Consider the following 20807-nt stretch of genomic DNA (forward strand, 5'->3'; position numbering starts at 1 on the left):
ACCGCGAAGATCTGGATCAGCACGATCCCGAGCCAGAAGCTCGGGATGCTTGCGCCGAGCATCGCGATGCCGGTGAAGAGCTGGTCGACCATGCGGCCGCGGAACACGGCCGAGACGATTCCGCAGGGCACGCCGATCAAGGCTGCGATGGCTACCGCCAGGAGTGCGAGCAAGGTGGTGGGCTCGGCGCGCTCCCACAGCGCCTGCGTCACCGGGCGCTGCAGGAAGATCGAGGTGCCCAGGTTGCCCTGCAGCACTTCGCGCAGCCAGTAGCCGAACTGCACGGGCAGCGGCTTGTCGAGGCCGTATTCCTTCTGCACGCGCGCGATGTCGGCGGCCGTGGCCTGGTCGCCCAGCAGCACCGAGACCGGGTCGCCCGAGGCGGCGCGCGTGAGCACGAAGACCAGCACCGCCACGATGGCCAGCACGATGAGCATCCCGCCTGCGCGGGAGGCGATGTAGCGAAACAAGGCGCGCCCCTTACTTGATCTTCACGTTCCAGAAGAACGGCCAGTTCGTGGGCTGGTAGTTGTCCAGCGCCGGGCTCCTGGCCGAGAGGGCGTTGAATTTGCCGACGCTGATGTACGGCACCTCGTCGTACACCACTTGCTGCACCTTGCCCCACAGCGCGCCGCGCTTGGCCGGATCGCTCTCGGTGTTGAACGTGCTCAGTGCGGCCTTCTTGGCGGGGGAGTCCCACCATCCCGGTGCACCGTCGCCCAACTGCGGCGGCGAGAGCATCGGTTCGGGGAAGAGCCCCGAGTGGGTGATGAAGATCTCCCACAGACGCGGGTCGTTTCGGCGCTGGGTGAGCGTGGCCCAGTCGACCACGTTGAGGTCGACCTTGAAGCCTGCGCGCTTCAACTGCTCGGCCATGAGCAGCGACATGTTGTAGTGGAAGTCGTACTGGCGGCTGGTGAGCACGCGGATCGGATCGCCCTTGTAGCCAGCCTTGGCCGCCAGGTCCTTGGCCTTGGCCGCGTTGCGCTGGTTGTACTGGTCGCCGCCGGCGGTCGAATAGAACGGCGAGCCCTTGGGGAAGTGGTTGGCCTCGGCCACGAAGAAGCGCGTGTCGCCGAAACCGGCGGCGAGCATTTCGCCTTCGCCGAGTGCGGTCTGGATCGCGTGGCGCACGGCCTGCTGGGCGACCGCACCTTCCTTGGTGTTGAAGACCACCAGGGGAAAACCGAAGGACGGCGTGATGATCGGCACGGTCTTGCCGCTGGCCTTCTCCAGGCGCGGCAGGGCTTCCACCGGCAGCAGGTCGGCGAAGTCGTACTGGCCTGCAAGCGCACCTTCGACGCGTGTGCTGGCGTTGGGCACGGGCACGAAGCGCAGCTCTTCGATCGCCGCCTCGCGCTTGCCGCCGTAGCCGCTCGCGGGTTCCTTGCGTGCGGCGTACTTGTCGAAGCGGGTGAGCAGCACGAACTGGTCGGGGCGGCGCTCCTTGAACTTGTAGGGGCCCGTGCCTACGAACTCCTTGAGCGGGGAGGCCATCGATTCCTTGGCCATCATCGCGGCCGTGCCATTGCTGGGCAGCGCCAATTGCGAGAGCAGCGGCGCGTAGGGCGCCTTCAGCACGATCTCGACCGCGAGCGGGCCCTTGGCCTTGAGCGTCTCGATTTCCTTGCTGACCGCCTTGCCACGCGGCGACTGGTCCATCCAGCGCTGCAGGCTCGCCACCACATCGTCGGCATTGAGCTCGCGGCCGTTGTGCAGCATCACGCCCTTGCGCAAGGTGATCGCGTAGGTCTTGCCGTCGGCGGAGATCTTGGGGCTGCTCTCGGCCAGCATCGGCACCACGTTCCACTTGGCGTCGAAGGTGTAGAGCGTCTCGTACACGTGCTGCATGATGGTTCCGACCAGGTCGGCCGTGGAGGCCATCGGGTCGAGCGTCTGCGGCTCGGCCACCATCGCGAGCGTGGCGAAATTGCGCGGCCCCTGGGCATGCGCCTCGTGATGCGGCAGCGCCGCGCACAGCATCGCAAGGAGAGACGCACCCAGCAGGCTGCGCTTCGACAGCCTGGGCAGGCGCCGGACAAGAGGGGCGTGGGGCATGGGACGTTCTTTCATGGCGAGCGGGTTGGCAATGGATTCCCTTTTCAGGCCCGAACTCTGAAGCACAACCCATGCCAAAACATCACCATTTACCCTGAGGACTGATCTGAATATTAGAACCCTCCATTCGAAATTCAATGCCATTCGCGCATCGATCCGCTGCTAGATTCCGGTCGAATCTTTTCCCACCGAAAGATGGCGTCCGATCGAATTTGCGAGGATGAAAAATGAGCATCAAGAAAGTTCTTGCGGTAGGTTCCCTGTTCTGCTGCGCCTTGCTGACGCATGCGGCGATCACCGGGGTGAACCCTCTGGACACGATCAGGAAGGCCGCCACCGGCATGGCTTCCGCCGCCGCCGATCTCATGGCCGATCCGTTGCCGCTGCAGGGGCCCGGAATGGGCAACCTCACCTACACGCAGGCCGAACTGTTCAAGCCCATCTCCAGGATCTATGAAGAGTCCGATACCGGCGCTGGCGCCGGCATCGGCGGCGACGTGCCGAAGATTCCCGGTGGCAGCGTGACGCATCCCACCGCCGGGTACACCAAGTACCACTACGGCCAGAACGTGGGGCTCATGATCAACGGCTACTTCCTGACGACGTTCGCCCCCGATGGCGGCTTGGGCCCCGGGGGCTTCCTGCTCTACGACATTTCAGATCCGCGCAACATCAAGCTCGCCAAGCGGATCTACGAGCCGGACGGCCGCACCAAGGAATTCAGGGAGCCGCATGCCATCGGCGTCGCCAACATCGGCGGCAAGCAGTACGTGGCCATGCCCAGCGTCTTCGGCGTCGAGTTCTGGGACTTCACCGACATCAACGACATCAAGCAGGTCAAGAAGCTGGTGCTGCCCAACGTCAACAAGGGCGACTACGGCAACGTGAGCTGGCAGCTCTGGTGGCAGGCGCCCTATCTGTATGTGGCGGCGGCGGAGCAGGGGATCTTCATCATCGACGCCAGGGACCCGGCCAACGCCGTCCTCGCGAACCGCGGTGCCGGCAAGCCCAACCCGGTGCCGACCGGCGAGCTCGGCGGCTTTCGCGTGGGGCCGATCTTCACCATGGGCAACCACATGGTGCTGACTTCGATGACGAACACCAGCGGCTTCGCCAGCCTGGACATTTCAGACCCGCTGAATCCCAAGGTGCTCGACGCCGTTGCGGGGGCAACGCCCAACTACTACGCCACCTGCTTCGACGGCAAGAAGGTCTACGCCTCCGCACAGGAAAGCGGCGGCAAGATGTTCGGCTACGACCTCAGCGACCGATCGCGCTTCGTGGCGGAGGACAACCGGCTCGTGATCAACCAGCAGTTGTACTGCGGCACGCAGGACCACTATGTTTTCCAGGGTGCGCAGAACTACATTCACAAGGTCGATGTGAGCAACCCGCTCAACCACGTCGAGGTTGGGCGCGGCGGACTTTTCGTGGAGTCGGATCCCCATTTCTCTAGCTCCGACCATGGCCAGGTGTCGCCCTTCGGAAACCTGGTCTACGTAGGCAACGACCACGGCTCGGGCAGTGGCTTCATCGTGCATGCGGTGGCCCCGGACACCACCAAACCCGAAGTGAAACAGGTCTCGCCCGCCAACGGTGCGAAGCAGCAGGCGCTGACCTCCCGCATCGGCCTGGGCATGACGGACAGCATCCGCCCCGAGAGCGTGAATTCCAACACCTTCATCGTGCGCCCGGTGGGCGGCAACACGCTGGCGGGCACCTACAGCGTGCAGTTGGGCATCGTCAACTTCCACCCCGAGCAGCCGCTGCAACCGGGCACGAGCTATGAGGTATTCCTGCCGGCCAACGGCCTGAAGGACTATGCGGGCAACGCCATCGGCGCGGACTACCGCTCGACCTTCAACACCGGCAACGCGAGCGACATCAGCTTGATGCACCACTGGCCGCTGACGGGCAACCTTGGCGACCAGATCAGCGCCAACAACGGCACGCCCGCCACCGGCGATGCGTTCGAGAGCATCGGCCTGAACTTCGCGAACCGCACCACGGGCGTGCAGCTGAAGAACGACGCCGTGGCCACCACGCTGGGCGGCACCGCATCGCTGAGCTTCTACATGAAGACCACGCAGGCAGGTGGTGCGAGTTCGTGGACCGCGCCCGGCATCTTCGGGCGCGACCAGTCGCCGGGCGTCGACGACGTGTTCTGGGGCTGGCTCGACAGCACCGGCAAGATCAAGCTGTCGGTGGGCGACGATGCGGGCACGCGTTCGCAGGCGGCCGTGAACGACGGCAACTGGCACCACGTGGTGCTGACGCGCGACGCGGCCTCGGGCGCGCAGGCGGTGTACGTCGACGGCGTGAAGACCACTTCGACCGGCCCCACCGGCACCAAGGGCCTGTCGACCAAGTTCAAGGTCCTGGGCCAGATCCAGGGCAACACCGCGCTCTTCAAGGGCACGCTGGCCGAGGTGCGCGTGTACGGCCGCGTGCTTGGCGACAGCGACGTGGCCGCGCTCCGGGAGCAGGCCGTGATCGGCGATCCGGGCATTGCCGGCGCACCGAAGATCGTCAACGGCCAGCTGAGCTTCAACCCGGCCACGCTGGGCAGCAGCGGCGCGCAGTTCCGCTGGAACTTCGGCGATGGCATGCAGAGCGCATACGCCACCCAGCCCGGCGTCACGCACACCTACACGCGGCCCGGCCACTACACCGTGACGCTGACGGTGAAGGCAGCGAACGGCCAGGAGACCTTCTACACGTACAACCTCACGGTGATCGCGCCCGTCACGGCGCTGGCGCCGACGCACACCACCAACATCGCGGGCGATGCGAACTCGGTGTATTCGGTCAACCCCGACAGCGGCACGGTCGCCGCCATCGACGCACAGACGCTGGCCAAGCGCTGGGAAGTGCGCGTGGGCGAGGAGCCGAAGACACTGGCGGTCGGCCCCGACGGCCGCATCTGGGTTGCGGTGCAGGGCGACGACAAGCTGGTGGCGCTCAACGCGGCCGACGGCAGCGTCTCGGCCACCGTGCCGCTCGCCTACGGCAGCGGCCCCTACGGCGTCGTCTTCACGCCCAATGGGGCCAAGGGCCTCCTGACGCTGGAAAGCAAGTCGATGCTGATGAGCTTCGACCCGAGCAACGGCAGCACCACCGGCACGCTTGCCCTGGAAGGCGCCGTGCGCGGCATCGCGGTCGATGCGGGTTCGCAATCGGCCTATGTGACGCGCTTCAAGTCGAAGATGACGGGCGGGCAGTTGCACAAGGTGAACCTGCAGAGCTTCAGCGGCGCCACCACGATTGCGCTCGCGGTCGACACGACCACGGTGGACACCGAGGCCGCCGCGCGCGGCGTGCCCAACTACCTGAGCCAGGTGGTGATTTCCCCCGACGGCGCGCGTGCGCTCCTGCCCTCCAAGAAAGACAACATCGTGCGCGGAACCTTCCGCGACGGCCTGCCGCTGGAGCACGACAAGACCGTGCGGTCGATCCTCTCGCAAGTGAACCTGCAGACGGCTTCGGAAGTGTTCAGCGAGCAGATCGACTTCAACGACCGCGCCCCCGCACGCGCCGCGCTGTATTCGCCGAGCGGCGACTACATCTTCGTGGCGCAGATGGAGGGCAACAGCGTGGCCATCGTCGACGCATACAACCGTTCGGTGCGCGGCGAGATCAACGCCAGCAGCGCGCCGCACGGCCTGTACCTGGACGCGGCGAGGAAGCGCCTGTTCGTCAACAACTTCCTTGCGCGCTCGGTGTCGGTGCACGACGTGGCCTCGGTGCTGTCCTCGGAAACGGCGGCACCGGTCTTTCTGCAGAGCGTCACCACGGTCGCGCAGGAGCCGATGTCGCCCGCGGCGCTGCGTGGCAAGCAGGTGTTCTACAACGCGTCCGACCGGCGCATGAGCATGAACAACTACATGTCGTGCGCGAGCTGCCATGCGGATGCCGGCGACGACGGCATGGTGTGGGACTTCACGCAGCGCGGCGAAGGCCTGCGCCGCACCATCAGCCTGCAGGGACGTCGCGGCACCGGCCACGGCAAGCTGCACTGGACGGCCAACTTCGACGAGGTGCAGGACTTCGAGCACGACATCCGCAACGAATTCGGCGGCACGGGCTTCCTCTCGAACGCCGACTTCTCGGCCACGGGCGATCCGCTCGGCGTGCCCAAGGCGGGCCGCAATGCACAGCTGGACGATCTCGCGGCCTACCTGAACTCGCTGAACAAGTACATGCGCAGCCCCGCCCGCACGGCGGACGGCAACCTCAGCGTGGACGCCGTGCGCGGCCAGACGGTGTTCAACACCGCGCAGTGCGCGACCTGCCACACGGCCGGCAGCCTGCGCGACGGACTGCGGCATGACGTGGGAACGATCCAGCTCTCGTCGGGCAAGGGCAGCAACCAGCCGCTGACCGGCGTGGGCTTCGACACGCCGACGCTCTACGGCACCTGGAGCAACCCGACGTTCTTCCACAACGGCCAGAAGGCCACGCTGCAGGACGTGCTCACAAGCGGCCATGGCAATGCCTCCAGCCTGCCGGCGGCCGACCTGCTGGCGTTGGGCGAGTACGTGAAATCGCTCGACACGGCGCCGGCTTTCGACACGCGCATCCGCTCGGAGGTCAGCAATCTGTGCGTCAACGTGTCGGGCGGCTCGACGGCCAGCGGCGCCACGGTGGTGCAGTGGGCCTGCGGCAACGGCAACAACGAGACCTTCACCGTCAACAGCAGCGGCGGCTACAGCCAGTTCGTCGCCAAGCACAGTGGCTTGTGCCTGGCACAGGGCAACACCAACACCGGCGGCGGCCCTCTGGTGCAGCTGGCGTGCACGGCGGGCGTGGCCACGCAGTGGAGCGTGGTCGGGGCGACGCTGCGCAACCGGGTGTCGCCCAACGCTTGCCTCGATGTCCCCGGCTCTTCGACCACGCAGGGAACGGCGCTGTCCACCTACGCCTGCCATGGCGGCGCCAACCAGCGATGGAGCCAGATTCCCTGACCCGGCAGAACGGACACGTCGCGACCTGGCTGAAGGCCCCGGGGCGTGTCCGTTCCCTTTCTTCTCTTCTCTTTCTCTCTCGCTCTCTCCACAAAAGGAAATCACGTGTCGGCACTTCAACTTTCCCTCCCGGGTGGCTATCGGTTCATTCCGGGCGTCCAGCAGTATTCGGCTGGCGTGGCCGCCGAACCTGGGTTTCGCATCGAGCGCGTGCGATTCCTGGAGCCTCTGCCCCTGAAGCAGGGCTTTCAGCGCATCAAGGAAATCCTGGAAGAAGCCTCACGTCCGCTGGCGGCCTTTTGCGCGTGTGAATTGCGCTCGCCCGCACCGTTCACCGAACAAGGCTTTGTCGAGTTCAACAACCTGTACGTGGGAACGTTGAAAGAGTGGGGCCTCTTCATCGGTGACGTCAATCCGGTGGCGCGAAGCAACGTGTGCCCGGCGGTTTCGCCGCCGCCGGAGCCCTCGTTCCATGCGTTCAGCTACACCGTGCCCGACGCCTCGGCGGCGGCTTCGTTCGTGGTGGCCGGAAGTGCCGAGGCGCCCGAAGGCAAGGGGCACTACCGCGACCATGCGGTGGGCCTGGGCGACACCTCGCCGCCCGCCATCCTCAAGAAGGCCCAGTGGGTGCTCGATGAAATGGAACGGCGCCTGGCATCGCTGGGCTTCACCTGGGCGAGCACCACCGGATCGCAGCTGTACACGGTGCACGACATCCATCCCTTCATCGCGGACGAGATCGTCAAGCGCGGCGCCGCCCGGCACGGGCTGACCTGGCACTACAACCGGCCACCGGTGATCGACCTCGAATACGAGATGGATTGCCGCAGCGTCCAGTTCGAACGCGTCGCGACCTGACCGTGCGCAGCTGACAGCCAGCCCTCGCCAAGACATCCAAGAAACCACGAAGAATGAAACTGCTGCGCTATGGAGCTGCCGGCCAGGAGAAGCCCGCCATGCTCGATGCGGAAGGCCGCTTGCGCGACCTCTCCGCCCACGTGAGAGACATCGCACACGACGTGCTGCTGCCTTCGGGCCTCGCCCGCATTGCCGCCCTGGACCCGCGGACGCTTCCGCTGGTGGAGGGCGCTCCGCGGATCGGTGCCTGCGTGGCCGGCACGGGCAAGTTCATCTGCATCGGACTCAACTACTCGGACCACGCGGCCGAGACGGGGGCCACGGTGCCGCCCGAGCCCATCGTTTTCCTGAAGGCAACCTCGGCCATCGGAGGACCGCACGACCCGCTGGAAATTCCGCGCGGCGCGACCAAGACCGATTGGGAGGTGGAGCTGGGGATCGTGATCGGAAAGACCGCGAAGTACATCGGCGAGGCGGAGGCGATGGACCATGTCGCGGGGTATTGCCTGATCAACGACGTGTCGGAGCGCGCCTTCCAGACCGAGCGCCAGGGCCAGTGGACCAAGGGCAAGTCGGCCGACACCTTCGGACCGGTCGGGCCCTGGCTCGTGACGCCCGATGAAGTGCCCGACCCGCAGCAGCTGGACATGTGGCTGGAGGTCAACGGCGTGCGGCGGCAGAACGGCTCCACGGCCACCATGGTCTACGGGGTGCGTTATCTCATCGCCTATCTCTCGCAGTTCATGAGCCTCCATCCGGGGGACATCATTGCCACGGGAACCCCGCCCGGCGTGGGCATGGGACTGAAGCCGCCGGTCTACCTGAAGAGCGGCGACGTCGTCACGCTGGGCATCCAAGGCCTGGGCACGCAGCGGCAGGTTGTGGTGCAGGGCGGCAGCCCGCAAGGCTGAGCAGGCCCTGCTTTGCTTGCCGGTGAACTCGGCAAGCCGTGGTCCGAGGCCGGCCGGCACGTTCGGCCTTTTTCCGTCGCCTTGCCTGCGCCCGGGTGCGTAGCGCTCCTGTCGCGTGCGCCTCGTCGCGGCCACTTCCCATTGCTCGATGCGAGGACGTCCATGTCCTTGCTTTGCGGGTTTGCACTGATTTCATGGCTGACCTGATGGGGCAGCATATGTTTAATTGTTCAACAAAATATCAATCGAACTCAACTTGATAGATGTGTTCGATGTCGACGCAGAAGATTGTGTTGATCAATTCTTGAGGCTGGCGGCGACCAGTCCAAGGCTTTCTTTTTTCCTGTCTGTCACACATCAAGTTCACGGGAGCGATTCGTTATGGCAAGTGACTTTCATCTGCGCCGCTCGGCGAGGGGCGACTGCGAAGCGAAAGATGCGGCGGCCCTCCGGCAAGGCGGCGTCTCCTGGCGCCGGAATGCGCTGGGGCTGGGCATCTGCGCGGCGGTGCTGGCGGGATGCGGAGGCGGCGGAGATGGCGGCGGGCCCGACCCATCCACGCTCGCGGCCATCGCCGCCGTCAACGCAGCCAACGCGGCGGCCGCTGCGGGCGCATCGCCGCCGCCCGCCGTGCCGCCGACGACGAATCCCCCGGTGCCGCCTGTCCAGGCCAAATGCGCGATGGACACCAGTGTCCAGGCCTCGTACGAAGAGCAGCGCCTGGTGAACAAGCTCGACGACAGCGATGCGATGAGCTTCTCGCAGCAGTTGCTGCAGGCCAGCGGCTTCGACAAGTTCGGGCCGGCGTTCGCGCTCAAGCTGTGCAAGGACGGTCTTGCCGGCGCGTCGAACTACGACGAGGCCGTGACCCTGCTGAAGGCCGAAGGCCAGCAGCTGTGGCGGGCCGCGGTGGACCGGGTGCAGGGTCGTAACGTCGAGGGCAGCCTGCCGCAGAGCGACGACCGCATGTTGTACTGGGCGCGTCTGACGATGACGCTCGCGCTGCGCCAGTGGAAGCCCGACTTCCCGCTCGACGACGCGCAGCGCGCCGCACTGGAGAACGAATTCGAGCGCGCGTCGCGCGGCCAGTACGCGATCGACTTCCCGGAAGGCGCGGGCCACAAGCGCATCCTGGTCAGCGGCTTCGATCCCTTCACGCTGGGCACGCCGGGCGTCCATGGCAACCCGAGCATCCGCATCGGCAACCCTTCGGGGGCGACCATCCTCTCGCTGGACGGCAACACCGTGGCGCTGGGGGACGGCACCACGGCGGTCATCCACACCTTCATCCTGCCCGTGAACTACCCGCCCTTCCTGCAGGGCATGCAGGAAGACACGCTGGGGCCCTGGTTCAAGCCCGGGCCCAAGCGCGTGGACGCGTCCATCTCCATGAGCCAGGGCGGCGGTGCCTTCCACCTGGAGCACTTCAACGGGCGCTACCACCTGGCCAGCATCCCGGGCAACGACAACGTCTGGCCCGCCTGCATGGACGGCGACAGGTTCCCTTCGGTGCTGGACTGCGACATCTATCCGCCGGAGCGCTGGCTCGGCTACATGCCGCGGCCCTGGGCCAAGGAGACGCCGCCGCAGTTCACGGTATCGACATTGCCGTTCCAGGCCATGATCGATGCGAAGACCGGCGAAGGCGTCATCAACCGCGACACAGGCGCACCGGGCGGCTGGAGCGTGATTCGGCGCGACACCTACAACGTGCAGCCGTGCAAGAAAGACGCGCTGGGCCCGCTGGACAACAACTGCGCCCGCACGGGCGGCGGCGGCAACTACCTCTCCAACGCCAGCGCGTACCGCAACACCCTGCTGCGCGACACCTTCAAGCTGAACATTCCCGCCGGGCACATCCACACGCCGGTCATGACGACCTTCGGCACGGACAGCGACGGCAAGATCACGGATGCAACCTTCGAGGGCTTCCGCGATTCCATCGTGGCCCAGGGCCGCAACCTGGTGATCGCTCTGGCGAAGACCCTGTCGGCGCCGGCACACTGACAACGTTTCATCAAGGAGGCATGGACATGAAACAACACCATCACCAACTCTTCATCGGCATCGTCGGACTGGCGTTGTCGGGCGCGGCCCTGGCCCAACCCACCGACAGCTTCTACCTGATGCGCAACAAGGCCAGCGGCAAGGCCGTCTGCGCGCAGCATCCGATCAGTCCCGATTGGGTGCGCGAGGCCGGTCCGTACAAGGACCAGGACTGCAAGATCGCGAACAAGCCCGAGCCTTCCCGTACCGACCTGCCGGCCAGCCCGCTCGATCTGGCCCCCAAGAAGAAATAGCCGGAAGGAACGGCCGGCGCGAACCGGCTAGTTGTCGAACCCGCCGTCCGGCATCTGCCGCGCATACACCGCGAGCACGATGCGTTCGGAGTGGATGAGGTACTCGTTCAGCGCCGCCGAGCCCTCGGCGAACTTGCCGGCCTCGATGAGCTCGAGCAGCTTCGTGTTCATGTCCACGTAGGGCGCGTGCAGGAACTCGGGGTCTTTCAGCAGGCCGAATGCCAGCCGCAACTCGACCAGGACGTGGGCGAACAGCACGTTGAGCCGTTCGCTGTCGGCCAGCTCGACGATGCCCTTGTGGAACTCCATGTTGGCCGTGCCCACGCCGAGCCAGTCGCCGGCGTCGCGGCACTTCAGTGCCGTCTCGACCGCCTCGCGCATGTGCTTCTTGGCGGGGTGGCGCGGATAGGCCTGCGCCAGCGCCTGGCACTCGATGAGCCGGCGCACCCGGTAGATGTCGATGATCGACGCGATGCTCGGCACCGCCACGAACACGCCGCGGTTGGGCGCGTGCTTGAGCAGGCCCTCCTTGGTCAGCGTGCGGAACACCTCGCGCAGGGTATTGCGCGAGATCTCCAGGCTTTCTGCCAGCGCGGCCTCCGACAGCCGCTGTCCCGGCGAGAACTCGCCCTTCATGATCTTCTGGCGAATCAGCTCTGCCACCCGGTCGTTGAGCGTGAGCAGGCCGGCGGCCGGCGAAGCGGAGGAGGCGGGGGAATCCAGTGGGGTCATGCCGGTCGATCGGTCGGGGAAAGAGAGGGGCGCAGCGAGCCTGCGTTGTAACAGACGTCCGCCGCGCGACGCCGCGCCGACGCACCGAAAAGCATCCATTTCAGGGTTTTCATGGGGGCATACAGGCACTGTTGTTGGGCATACTTCTTGAAATTGTTCAACAACTTGTTATGAATAGGTGATTCATGAGGAATGAATTGCTCATTCATTGGCATGGAGGTTGCATCAATCGACCGCGCCGGCGCCCGCAGCCGGTTGTTTTTGCATTGCAACGAAAGACCAACCATGACACCTGAAGTCCCCCTGTGGCCGCTGATCGGCGTGGCCGTGATCATTGCGGGGTTCATCCTGCGCTTCAATCCGATGCTGGTGGTGATCGTCACGGCCATCGTGACGGCGTTCGCCGCCGGCTTCAGCCCGATGGCGATCCTTGCGGCCATCGGCACCGGCTTCATCAAGACGCGCAACCTGCCGCTGATCATTCTTCTGCCCCTGGCGGTGATCGGGCTGCTGGAGCGCCACGGCCTGCGCCAGCATGCGCAGAACTGGATCAGCCGCATCAAGTCGGCCACCGCCGGCCGCCTGCTGATCGTCTACCTGGCCGCACGCGAGCTCACCGCGGCCATGGGCCTGACCAGCCTGGGCGGCCATCCGCAGATGGTGCGTCCGCTGCTCGCCCCGATGGCCGAAGGCGCCACCGAGACCCGCTACGGCAAGCTGCCCGACCGCATCCGCCACAAGCTGCGCGCCTATGCCGCGGCCACCGACAACGTGGGCCTGTTCTTCGGCGAAGACATCTTCGTGGCCTTCGGCGCCATCGTGCTCATGACCACCTTCCTGCACGAGGCCGGCATCGACGTGGAGCCGCTGCACATCGCGATGTGGGGCATCCCGACGGCGATTGCCGCTTTCATCATCCACGCCTGGCGCCTGCGCCGGCTCGACCAGGCGCTGGCCCGTGAACTGGACGGCGCGGCGCAGGCCGATCTGTCCGTCGCCACCGCCGTGCCCGCCAAGGAAGGACGCTGATCATCATGATTCTCTCGATCCAGCACCTGTATCTCCTGGTCGGTTTCATCCTCGCCGTCACGGCGGCGATGACGCTGGCCGACCGCCAGCATCCCAAGCGCTACACCAGCGCGCTCTTCTGGGGCATCTACGCGCTGGTCTTCCTGGTCGGCGACAAACTGCCGCCCGAGGTGGTCGGCGTCGGCGCGATCGGCATGGCCGTCATTGCCGGCCTGCGCGGCGTCGGTGCGGGCAAGCACCGCGAACCCACGCCCGAGCAGTACCAGGCCAGCGCCACGCGCCTGGGCAACAAGCTGTTCATCCCGGCACTGGCGATCCCGCTGGTCACCGTGATCGGCACCGTGGGCATGAGCCACATCAAGCTGGGCGGCACGCTGCTGCTCGATCCCAAGAACACCACGCTGGTGAGCCTGGGCGTGGGCTGCGTGGTGGCGCTGGCGCTGGCCTGCTGGCTGACGCGCGAGACGCCCGTGCAGGGCATGCGCGAATCGCGCCGCCTGACCGACGCGCTCGGCTGGGCGGTGGTGCTGCCGCAGATGCTCGGCATGCTGGGCCTGGTGTTCTCCGATGCCGGCGTGGGCAAGGCGGTGGCGCACATCACCACCAGCTACATCAACATGGACATCCGCTTCGTGGCCGTCGCGGTGTACGTGCTGGGCATGGCGCTCTTCACCATCATCATGGGCAACGGCTTCGCGGCCTTTCCGGTGATGACGGGCGGCGTCGGCGTGCCGGTGCTGGTGGGCGTGTACCACGGCGACCCGGCGGTGATGGCGGCCATCGGCATGTTCTCGGGCTACTGCGGCACGCTCATGACGCCGATGGCGGCCAACTTCAACATCGTGCCCGCGGCGCTGCTGGAGCTGCCCGACAAGAACGCGGTGATCAAGGTGCAGATTCCGACCGCGGCCGCGCTGCTGGTGGTCAACATCTTCCTGCTGTACTTCCTGATGTTCCGCTGAGGCGCCGTGCATGACCACCTTCGATGCGAAGGCCCCCCGGGTGCTGGTCGCGGGCTTCGAGCCCTTCGAGAACGACGCGGTCAACCCTGCATGGGAGATCGCCCGCGCGCTGGACGGCTGGGCCTGCGAAGGCGCCGTGGTGCGGGCGGTGCAGCTGCCCTGCGTGTTCGGCCGTGCGATCGATGCGCTCGACGCCGCGTTGACCGGCCCGCCACTGCAGCTGGTGCTGTGCGTCGGCGCGGCGGGCGGGCGCACCGAGATTTCGATGGAGCGCGCCGCGCTGAACATCGACGACGCGCGCATTCCCGACAACGCCGGACAGCAGCCCATCGACCTCCCCGTGGTCAGGGACGGCCCGGCGGCCTACTTCTCGACGCTGCCGATCAAGGCCATGGTGCGCGACATGCGCGCGGCGGGCCTGCCCGCGGCCGTGTCGAACAGCGCCGGCACCTTCGTGTGCAACCACATCTTCTACGCGCTGATGCACCGGCTTGCGACGCGCCCGGCGCTGGCGCACACGCGCGGCGGCTTCGTCCACGTGCCCTACCTGCCCGAGCAGGCCGCCTCGAAACCCGGCGTGGCGAGCATGGCGCTGGCCGCGCAGGTGGAGGCCTTCCGCGTGGCGATACGCACCGCGCTCACCGTGCGCGACGACGTGCGCGAGACCGCCGGCCGGCTGCATTGACCCCAAGGCATGCGTGCATGCACGCCGGAGACGAACATGAACATCGACTTGAACAGTGACCTCGGCGAGAGCCTCGGCGTCTGGCGCATGGGCGACGACGCCGCCATGCTGGACATCGTGAGCAGCGCCAACGTGGCCTGCGGTTTCCATGCGGGCGACCCCGCGGGCATCCTGCGCACGCTGCGCCAGGCGAAGGAGCGCGGCGTCGCGGTCGGCGCCCATGTGGCCTACCGCGACCTGGTCGGCTTCGGCCGCCGCAACATGGACGTGGACAGTGCCGACCTGCGCGCCGACGTGATCTACCAGATCGGCGCCCTGAAGGGCCTGGCCGCAGCGGCCGGCACCGAGGTGCGCTACGTGAAGCCGCACGGTGCGCTCTACAACACCATCGCGCACGACGCGCGCCAGGCACGCGATGTCGTCGCCGCGATCCGCGAGATCGACCCCAGCCTCGTGCTCGTCGCCCTCGCGGGTTCGCCGCTCCTCGGCTGGGCCGAGGCCGAGGGCCTGCGCGTGGTGGCCGAGGCCTTTGCCGATCGCGCCTACACGCCGCAGGGCACGCTGGTGTCGCGCCGCGAACCCGGCGCCGTGCTGCACGACGCCCACGACGTGGCCGAGCGCATGCTGCGGCTCGCGAACGAGGGCACGGTCACCGCCATCGACGGCAGCGTGGTGCGCATCCGCGCCGATTCGATCTGCGTGCATGGCGACAGCCCCGGTGCGGTCGAGATGGCGCGACGCGTGCGCGAACGGCTGGTGCAGGCCGGCGTGACGATCCGCCCCTTTGCCGAGGCAGCGACCGCATGACGGCATCGATGCGCTTTCTTCGCGTCAACCTGAATGCCGTGCTGGTCGAGCTCGAGGACTTGGCGCAGACCCTCGCGCTGCTGGCCTCGCTGCGTGCCGAGCCCATTGCCGGCATCGACGAGCTGGTGCCCGCCGCGCGCACCATCCTCATCACCTTCCGCCCCGCCGTGCTGTCGGCCGCCGCACTGGCACACGCCGTGCGCCAGCGAAAGCTCGACGCCCGCGAGACGCGCGTCGACAAGCGCATCGAGATTCCCGTGCGCTACGACGGCGAAGACATCGCCGAAGTGGCCGGCCTGCTCGGCATCGCACCCGAGGAGCTGGTTCGCCGCCATACCGGCAGCGACTACACCGTCGCCTTCACCGGCTTTGCGCCCGGCTTCGCCTACCTGAGCGGCGGCCACCCCAGCCTGAACGTGCCGCGCCGCGCGGTGCCGCGCACCCGCATCCCGGCCGGTGCGGTCGGGCTCGCGGGCAGCTTCAGCGGCGTGTACCCGCAGGCCAGCCCCGGCGGCTGGCAGATCATCGGCGTGACCGACACGCCCATGTGGGACCTGTCGCGCGAAACGCCGGCGCTGCTGCAGCCCGGCGACACGGTGCGCTTCGTCGATGCCGCGTCGTCGAAGGTGGCGTTGCCCGCGGCCGGGAAAGTTGCCGCGGCGCCCGCGCCCGTGGCCATCGAGGGCGGCAGCGCCTTCGAGGTCCGCGCCGCCGGCCTGCAGGCCCTGTGGCAGGACGGCGGCCGCCATGGCCAGGCCGGGCAGGGCGTGTCCGCCTCCGGCGCGATGGATCAGCGCTCGCTGCAGGCGGCGAATCGACTGGTCGGCAATGCGTCGGATGTGGCCTGCCTCGAGCTGGCCTATGGCGGCTTCCGGTTCGTCTGTCGCGGCGAGGCCGTGATCGCCGTCACCGGCGCAGACGGTCCCCTCACGCTGACCCGTGCCGGCGGCGCGCAATGGCCGCTGCCGCGCTACCAGCCCGTTGCGCTGGCCGACGGCGACACCGTGACCTTCGGCGAACCCGTCGCCGGCATCCGCAGCTACCTGGCCGTGCGCGGCGGTTTCGCCGTGGCGCCCGTGCTGGGCAGCTGCGCAACCGACACGCTGGCCCGCATCGGCCCGCCGGCCGTGGCTGCGGGCGATGTGCTGGCGGTGCGCGCCGTGGCCATGGGCGCCATCGTCGGCGCCGCCGAAGCGCCGCCGGCCGACCTGCCCACCGTGCAGGAAGAAGTCGTGCTCGACATCGTGCTCGGTCCTCGCACCGACTGGTTCACGGCCGATGCGCTGGAGCGCCTGTGCGGCCAGGCATGGTCGGTGACGCCGCAGTCCAACCGCGTCGGCATCCGCCTGAACGGCGAAGAGCCGCTGGTGCGCGCCAACACCGCCGAGCTGCCCAGCGAGGGCACTGCGAGGGGCTCGATCCAGGTGCCGCCCAGCGGCCAGCCCGTGCTGTTCCTGGCCGACCACCCGCTCACCGGCGGCTACCCGGTGATCGCGTCGGTCGCCACCTACCACCTGGACCGTGCGGGGCAGATTCCCTTGAACGCCCGCGTCCGCTTCCAACGTCGGCCGGGCCAGGGCCCCGTCGATATTCTTTGATTCAGATCGAGAGCGTCCACCGATGAAAAAAGTCCTGATCGCCAACCGCGGCGAAATCGCCGTGCGCATCGCGCGCGCCTGTGCCGACCACGGCGTGCAGTCGGTCGCCGTCTACGCCGACCCCGACCTGAATGCGCTGCACGTGCGCAGGGCCGACGAGGCCTACGGCCTGGACGGCCATCGCCCCGCCGACACCTACCTGAACATTCCCAAGCTGCTGGCTGTTGCCAAGCGCAGCGGCGCCGACGCCGTGCACCCGGGCTACGGCTTCCTCTCCGAAAGCGCGGCCTTCGCGCAGGCGGTGATCGACGCCGGCCTCACGTGGATCGGCCCTTCGCCCGCGGCCATCGCCACGCTCGGCGACAAGGTGCAGGCACGCAAGCTCGCCTTGAAAGTGGGCGCGCCGCTCGTCGCGGGCACGGCCGATCCGGTGAAGGACGCCAGCGAAGTGCTCGCCTTCGCCGAGCAGCACGGCCTGCCGATCGCGATCAAGGCCGCATTCGGCGGCGGCGGACGCGGCATCAAGGTGGCATGGCGGCTCGACGAAGTCGAAGGCCTTTTCGAATCGGCCGTGCGCGAGGCCATCACCGCCTTCGGCCGCGGCGAGTGCTACGTCGAGCAGTTCCTGGACCGTCCGCGCCACGTCGAGGCGCAGGTGCTGGCCGACACGCACGGCAACGTCGTCGTGCTCGGCACGCGCGACTGCTCGCTGCAGCGGCGCAACCAGAAGCTCGTGGAGGAGGCGCCCGCGCCGTTCCTGAGCGAGACGCAGCGCGAGCGCATCCACCAGTCGGCGCGCGACATCTGCGCGGCCGCCGGCTACACCGGCGCCGGCACGGTCGAGTTCATGCTGAGCGCGAGCGGCGCGATCTCCTTCCTCGAGGTCAACACGCGCCTGCAGGTCGAGCACCCAGTGACCGAGGAAACCGCCGGCATCGACCTCGTGATCGAGCAGCTGCGCATCGCCGAAGGCCTGCCGCTGTCGGTCACCGAGACGCCCGTGCCGCGCGGCCATTCCTTCGAGTTCCGCATCAACGCCGAAGACGTGGGGTGCGGCTTCCTGCCGTCGCCCGGTCCGGTCCGCGTGTTCGATGCGCCGTCGGGTCCGGGCGTGCGCGTGGACACGGGCGTCGACGCCGGCTCGCAGGTGCCCGGAACCTTCGATTCGCTGATGGCCAAGCTCATCGTCACCGGCGCCACGCGTGCACAGGCCATTGCACGCGCACGCCGCGCGCTTGACGAGTTCCGCATCGAAGGCCTGGCGACGGTGCTGCCGTTTCACCGCGCGGTGATGCGGCACCCGGACTTCGTTTCGGAAGACGCCTTCAAGGTCCACACGCGCTGGATCGAGACGGATTTTGCGAACGACGAAGCGGCGGGCGTGCGGCCCGATCCGCTGCCGGATGCATCGCTGCATCGCACGGCCATCGAGATCGACGGGCGGCGCATGTCGCTCGGGCTGCCGGCCGAGCTGCTGCGTGGCTTGTCGTCGGCCTCTGCCGCGGGCGGTTCCGTGCCCGGCGTTGCGAACGCGCCGGTGGCTGTCGCGGCCGATGCCGCCGCCGTGGCCGCGCCGGTCTCGGGCACGCTGCAAGGATGGAAGGTGGCGGATGGCGACGAGGTCGCAGAGGGCGCCGTCGTCGCGGTGATGGAAGCGATGAAGATGGAGATGCAGGTCGTTGCCCATCGCGCGGGGCGCATCGCGTTGTCGGTGGCGGCGGGGGGCTACGTGGCGGTGGGAGCGACGATCGCGACCATCGAGTGAGCATGCGCAGCCGGCGCAAGGCGGCATCACCCGGGCGGCGCATGCACCCGCCCCAGGAAGTCGCGCATCAGCGCCACCACTTCATCCAGGTGCGTCTCCAGCAGCCAGTGCCCGCCGTCCAGCAGATGGAACTCGGCATCCGGCAGGTCCCGAAGATAGGCGCGCCCCGACTTCTCCGGCATGTAGTGGTCCTGCGGTCCCCACACGATCAGCGTCGGCGGGCGGTGCTCGGCGAGGTACCGGCGGTGCTGTGGAAACCAGGCGCGGTTTTCCTTCAGGCCCGCGATCAGGTCGATCGCGATCTCCTTGCGCCTTGGCGTGACCAGCGGCCAGTGCAGCTTCCACAGATCCGGAGGAATGCGCTCGGCGAGCTCGGGCCTCACTGCGTTGAGGAACTCCTCCCTGAACACTTCTTCGGTGATCGCCTCGGCCAGCTTCGCGCGCATCTGCGCCCGCGGCAGCGTCCAGGTGTTCTCGATCTCGGCGTACTTCGGCCCCAGCGCATCCTCGTAAGGAATGTCGCCGTTCTGGATGATGAGCGCCACCACGCGCCCAGGCGCCTTGATGGCCAGGCGCGCACCGATCGGTGAGCCGAAGTCGTGCAGGTACAGGGCGAAGCGCTCGATGCCGAGCGTCTTCACGAAGCCGTCGAGAAAGTCCGCATAGCCATTGAAGCTGTAGTCGAAGCCTTCCGGTGTCGCGCTGTAGCCCGCGCCGGGATAGTCCGGCGCGAGCAGCCGCCAGCGGTCGGCCAGCCGCGGCATGAGGTTGCGAAACTCGTACGACGAGCACGGGTAGCCGTGCGGCAGCAGGACGATGGGCGCATCGGCCGGGCCCGCCTCGCGGTAGAAGGTTTCGACGTCGCCCACATGAATGCGGCGATGTCGCACGTGGGTGTCCATGCGCTTCTCCTGTTCATTGGCTGGCCGGACCCGTGTCCGGCGCGGCATGGCAGGAGGTTAAAAATTCTTTGGCAGGTGTCGATGGTCAGCGTGCGCCGACGGATCCCGTAGGCCGGGACTGAGGGCGGCGCACGCGCGTGGCGCTTCAGGCCCGCTTCTTGAAGTGCATGGACGCACCGCTCGCGCGCGCCAGTTCTTCCGCCGATTCGAGAAGCACGGGCCCCAGCTCCAGCATGCGTTCCTCGGTCAGGCGCACCATCGGCCCCGCGATCGTGATCACGCCGATCACCGCGCCGTTGCCGCTGCGCACCGGCGCAGCCATGGCCGTCATCGCGGGGGCGAACACCTCGCTGATCATCGAGAAGCCGCGCTTGCGCGCCGCGCGCAAGAAGGCCAGCAGCGCCTTGACCGTGGTCGGGGCTTTCGGGCCGAAGTCCTCGGGTTGTCCGAAGCCTTGCCTGGCGACCAGTTGGAGCGCCTGCTCGTCCGTCATCGTCGAGAGCCACGCGTGGCCGGCCGAGCTGCACGAGAGGTTGACCGACAGGCCCATGTCCGGGTCGTAGCGCAGGCCGCGCGTGGCGCCCTGTGCCTTGGCCACGAAGGTCAGTTCATCGCCATCGACCACCGCAAGCCGCACCAGCTCGCCCGAACGGGCTGCGAGCCTGTCGAGCAGCGGCTGGGCGATGTCCACGATGCCGCTGTTGCTCAGGAAGCTCAGGCCGAGCGACACGAGCTTGATCGTGAGCATGTAGTCGCCATGGCTCTGGTCCTGCCGCACATAGCCGCAACGCACCAGTTCGCTCAGCAGGCGATGGGTGGCGCTCAAGGGCATTTCCAGTTCCGCGGAGAGCGCCGACAGGGCGCGGCCTTCGGGGTGGCCGGCCAGGTGTTCAAGCACCTTGAAGCTGCGTTCGAGTATGGCGGTCATGCGGGCAACTTTAGCATTTTGCCAAGTGTTTTCACTAGTAGAAAGATTTTCCACTTGACGATTAAGATCGCGCCGCCAGAGGTCGAGGCGCCAGTGGATCGCCCCGACACGCATCCCTTACATCGAAGCTGGAGATCCAATCTTGAGAACGCTTTACCGCTCGCTGGCCACCGCCGGCCTTGCCCTCGCACTGGTCGCTCCCGCCTTGGCGCAGGCGCAGCAGGATCGCGTGATCCGCTTCGGCCACCTGAACAACGCCGACCACCCCGTGAGCTTCGGCGTCAAGCGATTCGCCGAACTGCTCGCAG

17 protein-coding genes and 1 pseudogene are annotated in these 20807 nt (G+C 67.4%); 12 read left to right on the forward strand and 6 right to left on the reverse strand.

The window, feature by feature from the left end:
- Together J2W23_RS31040 and J2W23_RS31045 are read right to left on the reverse strand one after the other, a co-directional pair.
- Nucleotides 1–470 (reverse strand): ABC transporter permease (locus tag J2W23_RS31040; RefSeq protein WP_307651459.1); only part of this gene is annotated, 470 nt, incomplete at its 3' end.
- 10 nt (nucleotides 471–480) lie between these two features.
- Complete coding sequence (locus J2W23_RS31045) at nucleotides 481–2058, reverse strand: ABC transporter substrate-binding protein (protein WP_176659919.1); 1578 nt, start codon at nucleotides 2056–2058, stop codon at nucleotides 481–483.
- 227 nt (nucleotides 2059–2285) lie between these two features.
- Here J2W23_RS31045 and J2W23_RS31050 point away from each other — a divergent pair, with 227 nt between their 5' ends.
- From J2W23_RS31050 to J2W23_RS31070, 5 genes are all read left to right on the forward strand, one after another.
- Complete coding sequence (locus J2W23_RS31050; RefSeq protein ID WP_307651460.1) at nucleotides 2286–7022, forward strand: Ig-like domain-containing protein; 4737 nt, start codon at nucleotides 2286–2288, stop codon at nucleotides 7020–7022.
- Between the two features lie 105 nt (nucleotides 7023–7127).
- Nucleotides 7128–7880, forward strand: coding sequence for a 2-amino-5-chloromuconate deaminase CnbZ (gene cnbZ, locus J2W23_RS31055; RefSeq protein ID WP_307651461.1), 753 nt, complete (start codon nucleotides 7128–7130; stop codon nucleotides 7878–7880).
- Between the two features lie 53 nt (nucleotides 7881–7933).
- Nucleotides 7934–8791 (forward strand): fumarylacetoacetate hydrolase family protein, encoded by an 858-nt coding sequence (locus J2W23_RS31060; RefSeq protein ID WP_307651462.1) that lies wholly within the window; start codon nucleotides 7934–7936, stop codon nucleotides 8789–8791.
- A 381-nt stretch (nucleotides 8792–9172) separates the two neighbouring features.
- Nucleotides 9173–10798 (forward strand): hypothetical protein, encoded by a 1626-nt coding sequence (locus J2W23_RS31065; protein ID WP_307651463.1) that lies wholly within the window; start codon nucleotides 9173–9175, stop codon nucleotides 10796–10798.
- Between the two features lie 26 nt (nucleotides 10799–10824).
- On the forward strand, nucleotides 10825–11091 hold the full coding sequence (locus J2W23_RS31070; RefSeq protein WP_176659923.1) for a hypothetical protein: 267 nt from the start codon (nucleotides 10825–10827) through the stop codon (nucleotides 11089–11091).
- Nucleotides 11092–11118: 27 nt separating this feature from the next.
- Here J2W23_RS31070 and J2W23_RS31075 read toward each other — a convergent pair whose 3' ends face one another.
- Nucleotides 11119–11823, reverse strand: a complete 705-nt coding sequence (locus J2W23_RS31075; protein ID WP_307651464.1) for a GntR family transcriptional regulator — start codon at nucleotides 11821–11823, stop codon at nucleotides 11119–11121.
- Nucleotides 11820–12032, reverse strand: coding sequence for a hypothetical protein (locus J2W23_RS31080; protein WP_307651465.1), 213 nt, complete (start codon nucleotides 12030–12032; stop codon nucleotides 11820–11822). Before J2W23_RS31080 ends, J2W23_RS31075 begins: the two co-directional genes overlap by 4 nt.
- Nucleotides 12033–12108: 76 nt before the next feature.
- On the opposite strand from J2W23_RS31080, the gene J2W23_RS31085 reads away from it, so the two are divergent.
- From J2W23_RS31085 to J2W23_RS31110, 6 genes are read left to right on the forward strand one after another with little or no spacing between them, the layout of a single operon-like run.
- Nucleotides 12109–12852, forward strand: a complete 744-nt coding sequence (locus J2W23_RS31085; RefSeq protein ID WP_307651466.1) for a DUF969 domain-containing protein — start codon at nucleotides 12109–12111, stop codon at nucleotides 12850–12852.
- A gap of 5 nt (nucleotides 12853–12857) precedes the next feature.
- Nucleotides 12858–13814: a DUF979 domain-containing protein gene (locus tag J2W23_RS31090; protein ID WP_176659926.1), complete on the forward strand. Its 957-nt coding sequence runs from the start codon at nucleotides 12858–12860 to the stop codon at nucleotides 13812–13814.
- A gap of 10 nt (nucleotides 13815–13824) precedes the next feature.
- Entirely contained in the window at nucleotides 13825–14499 is a 675-nt protein-coding gene (gene pcp / locus J2W23_RS31095; protein WP_307651467.1) for a pyroglutamyl-peptidase I, read from the forward strand.
- A 36-nt stretch (nucleotides 14500–14535) separates the two neighbouring features.
- On the forward strand, nucleotides 14536–15306 hold the full coding sequence (locus J2W23_RS31100; protein WP_176659928.1) for a LamB/YcsF family protein: 771 nt from the start codon (nucleotides 14536–14538) through the stop codon (nucleotides 15304–15306).
- Nucleotides 15307–15314: 8 nt separating this feature from the next.
- A complete protein-coding gene (locus J2W23_RS31105) occupies nucleotides 15315–16904 on the forward strand; it encodes a 5-oxoprolinase subunit B/C family protein (protein WP_307651470.1) in 1590 nt (529 codons plus the stop codon).
- Between the two features lie 22 nt (nucleotides 16905–16926).
- A complete protein-coding gene (locus tag J2W23_RS31110) occupies nucleotides 16927–18669 on the forward strand; it encodes an acetyl/propionyl/methylcrotonyl-CoA carboxylase subunit alpha (protein WP_307651468.1) in 1743 nt (580 codons plus the stop codon).
- A 26-nt stretch (nucleotides 18670–18695) separates the two neighbouring features.
- On the opposite strand, the gene J2W23_RS31115 is transcribed toward J2W23_RS31110, so the two are convergent.
- Nucleotides 18696–19571, reverse strand: coding sequence for an alpha/beta fold hydrolase (locus J2W23_RS31115; RefSeq protein ID WP_307651469.1), 876 nt, complete (start codon nucleotides 19569–19571; stop codon nucleotides 18696–18698).
- Between the two features lie 145 nt (nucleotides 19572–19716).
- Nucleotides 19717–20499: an IclR family transcriptional regulator gene (locus J2W23_RS31120; RefSeq protein WP_176659931.1), complete on the reverse strand. Its 783-nt coding sequence runs from the start codon at nucleotides 20497–20499 to the stop codon at nucleotides 19717–19719.
- Between the two features lie 142 nt (nucleotides 20500–20641).
- On the opposite strand from J2W23_RS31120, the pseudogene J2W23_RS31125 reads away from it, so the two are divergent.
- Nucleotides 20642–20807: pseudogene (locus J2W23_RS31125) on the forward strand (TRAP transporter substrate-binding protein); the annotation flags it as partial.

Origin of the sequence: Variovorax boronicumulans, assembly GCF_030812215.1 — a bacterium.
GTDB classification, from domain to species: domain Bacteria; phylum Pseudomonadota; class Gammaproteobacteria; order Burkholderiales; family Burkholderiaceae_C; genus Variovorax; species Variovorax boronicumulans_C.